This is a genomic window from Microvirga sp. P4_A5, from assembly GCF_056402495.1.
In genome coordinates this window covers 1-3452 of record NZ_JBFUHH010000177.1, presented here as the reverse complement: position 1 = coordinate 3452, position 3452 = coordinate 1, and the positions used below count along the sequence as shown (strand labels likewise).

The 3452-nt window shown below is 65.5% G+C and carries 4 protein-coding genes; all 4 read right to left on the bottom strand.

Annotation, left to right across the window (positions count from 1 at the left end; genetic code table 11):
* Positions 1 to 262 (bottom strand): methylmalonyl-CoA epimerase (mce, locus tag AC1DVM_RS22775; RefSeq protein WP_477258364.1); only part of this gene is annotated, 262 nt, incomplete at its 3' end.
* A 23-nt stretch (positions 263 to 285) separates the two neighbouring features.
* Positions 286 to 1959, bottom strand: coding sequence for a ribonuclease J (locus AC1DVM_RS22770; RefSeq protein WP_477258362.1), 1674 nt, complete (start codon positions 1957 to 1959; stop codon positions 286 to 288).
* A 3-nt stretch (positions 1960 to 1962) separates the two neighbouring features.
* The gene (locus AC1DVM_RS22765; RefSeq protein WP_477258360.1) at positions 1963 to 2787 is read right to left on the bottom strand and encodes a biotin--[acetyl-CoA-carboxylase] ligase; all 825 of its coding nucleotides are present in this window, start codon (positions 2785 to 2787) and stop codon (positions 1963 to 1965) included.
* Between the two features lies 1 nt (position 2788).
* Positions 2789 to 3452, bottom strand: a 664-nt coding sequence (locus AC1DVM_RS22760) for an NADH-quinone oxidoreductase subunit N (protein WP_477258358.1), incomplete at its 5' end; no start/stop codon positions are given.

Genomic DNA, 3452 nt, shown 5'->3' with positions numbered 1-3452 from the left:
CGATGTCGGCGACCTCGTAGCAGATGTGGTGAATGCCGCCGTCGGGATTCTTCTCGAGGAATTTCGCGATGGGCGAATTCGCGCCGAGGGGCTCCAGCAATTCGACCTTGGTGTTGGGCAGGATGATGAACACCACCGTCACCCCATGTTCGGGCAGCGGCTCGGGCGCCGACACCTCGGCACCGAGCGTGTCGCGATAGAGGGACGCTGCCGCATCAAGATCGCGGACCGCGATAGCCACGTGATTGAGACGCCCGATCATGCCCGATTCTCCGTTGCCCCGCCCTATACCTCAAGCACGAGCACGTGGCAGGCTGGCTTCTTGCCCCAGGCTTCGTTGACGGCGGCGCGAACCGCGCGCTGGACGGCGTTCTCCACCGCGTCGGCGTCGCGGCGCTTGGTTTTTGACAGGCTGTCGAGAAGATCGCCCACCACATCAGCGATGATGTCGGTGAGGTCCTCGCCCTTCCGGTTCTTCGCCGGCAGGCCCATGGCCTCGACCACCGGGTCGCCGRCAATCTCACCCTGCTCGTCGATGGCGATGGCCACGCTGACGATGCCCGCGAAGCCGAGTTTGCGGCGTTCCGGCAAGGCCCGGTCGCCGCCGCCGATGACGATGTTGCCATCCTTATAGAGCCTTCCGACCGGAATGCTGTCGATGATCTTGGCCGGCCCCGGTGCAAGGCGCACGAAGCTGCCGTTGCGCGCGCGCACGACCTCGGGAATGCCGAGGCTGCGGGCAAATTTCGCGTGCTCCTCCAGGTGCAGCGGCTCGCCATGCGCCGGGATCGCAATGCGCGGACGCGTCCATTCGTACATCTTGGCGAGCTCGCCGCGGCGCGGATGGCCCGAGACGTGCACCATTTCGGTTCGGTCGGTGATGACCTCGACGCCCTGGTCGATCAGGCTGTTGATGATGGCGCCGACCGCCTTCTCGTTGCCGGGGATCGTGCGCGACGAGAAGATAACCCGGTCTCCCTTGGACAGCGCGATATCGGGATGTTCGTCCTGCGCGATGCGCGCGAGCGCCGCGCGGGGTTCCCCTTGCGAACCCGTGAGCAGCGCCACCACCTTGTCGCGCGGCAGATAGCCGAACGTGTCGGGCGTGCGAAATTCCGGGATGCCTTCGAGATAGCCGCAATCGTCCGCCACATTGGATGTGCGGTCCATGGCGCGACCGACCATCACCACCTCGCGGCCGCATTCGCGCGCGGCTTCCGCGACCGAACGGATGCGGGCGACATTCGACGCGAAGGTGGTGATCGCAACCCGGTGCGGCGCATCCTTGATGAGTTCCGCCAGGCGCCTGGCCACATCGGCTTCGCTGGGGCTGATGCCGTCGCGCACCACGTTGGTGGAATCGCAGATCAGCGCGAGCACGCCCTCGTCGCCGAGGCCGCGAAAGGTCTCTTCCGACGTCAGGCTGCCGAGATACGGCGTGTTGTCGAGTTTCCAGTCGCCGGTATGCACGACGAGACCGTGCGCGGTGCGGATCGCGAGCGCGTTCGATTCGGGAATCGAATGGGCGACCGGGATGTATTCGATCTCGAAGGGACCGATCTTCAGCCGTTGATGCGTGTTGATCTCGCGCAGGTCGATCTTCGGCGCGCCCGCCTCCGACAAGCGGCGCGTCTCCAGAAGGCGGACGGCGAATTTGGTGGCGTAGACCGGCGCGCGCAGCCGCGGCCACATCTCCACGAGGGCGCCGATATGATCCTCGTGCGCATGCGTGATGAAGATCCCGAGCAGGTTCTTGCGGTCCTCCTCGATGAAGCGCAGGTCGGGATAGACCACGTCGATGCCGGGCAGATGCTCCTCGCCGCCAAAGCCCATGCCGCAATCGACCAGGATCCATTGCCGATTGTCCTCCGGGCCGAAACCGTAGAGGGCCGCATTCATCCCGATTTCGCCGAGGCCGCCGAGCGGGACGAAAACGAGTTCATCGTTGGGGGAAATCATTGATCAGAACCTTGTCGTGCGGGCCGAAGACCCAGCGTTATCATTGAGCAAATTGGGAAAATAAAGGTCGCCGGCATCGATCAGTTCAATGCCGGAAGCGCTTTTGAGCTGGAGGCGGCCCAAGGGGTCGAGCCCCTCGAAGGTGCCCTGTCGTTCGCCAGAGGGAAGCCGAACGGTGACCGATTGGCCGATGCCCGCCGCGCGCTCGAGCCAGAGCCGGCGAATGGCCCCGAACGGATCCGACGGGCTCATGCGCGCCGCCTGGCGCCACGCCGCGAAGGTTTGCGCGAAGCTCGTGCAGAGCGCCGCGAAGACTTCCTCCACCTGCAATGCGGGCGCAACATGGCGCAGGGTCGTCGTCGGATAAGGCGTGCCGACGGGCGCGACCGACACGTTGATGCCGAAGCCGATCACGATGGCGAGCGAGGATTCCGGCCCGACCCGGTGGCCTTCGAGCAGCAGGCCCGACGTCTTGGCGCCGTCGAGCAGCAGGTCGTTGGGCCATTTCAGCGCCAGCCGGGGAGCGCCGATTCCCGTCAGCGACTCCACCGCATCATGCAGCGCGAGGCCGGCGACGAAGCCGAGTTGCGGGGCGATGGCGGGCTCGCAAGGGTCGACCAGCAGAAGGCTCGCATAGAGGTTTCCCGGCGGCGACGACCATTGCCGGCCATGCCGCCCCCTCCCCGCGCGCTGCTCGCCGGCGACGACCCAAAGCTGTCCGGGATCGCCCGCCTTCGCGGCAGCGACCGCATCGTCGTTCGTGGATTCCGTCGCGTCGCGCGAGAGGAATCTGTAGCCGGCGGATTGTGTCTCAGGCGCCAGCCGCACGTCAGAACAATGAGCGGGCAGCGGCGCCCGCGGCCGCCGTGAGAGGCGCAGGAACGAGGACGTAGAGCACCACGAACACGCTAGAGACCGCGAGCACGAACCGGACCCCTGCGGGCATCGGCTCGTAGGCGGCGACCGCGTCGTCGAAATACATCACCTTGACGATGCGCAGATAGTAGTAAGCGCCGATCACGCTTGTCACGACGCCGATCACCGCCAGCGTCACGAGATTGGCGTTGATCGCCGCGGTGAAGACCGCGAACTTGGCGAAGAACCCGGCAAGCGGCGGAATGCCTGCGAGCGAGAACATCATCATCGCCAGGCAGAACGCCATCAGCGGATGCGTGCGCGACAGGCCTGAGAGATCCTCGATGGTCTCGAACATCTGGTCGCCGCGCCGCATGCTGAGGATCACCGCGAAGGTGCCGAGCGTCATGGCGAGATAGATCGCCATGTAGATGACCACGCCCTGGATGCCCTCGGCCGTGCCGGTGGCAAGGCCGACGAGCGCGAAACCCACATTGCCGATCGACGAATAGGCCATCAGCCGCTTGATGTTGCGCTGGCCGATGGCGGCGAAGGACCCCAGCGCCATCGACGCGATGGCGATGAAGACGATGATCGGCTGCCATTGTCCGACGATGCCGGGGAACGCATCGATGAAG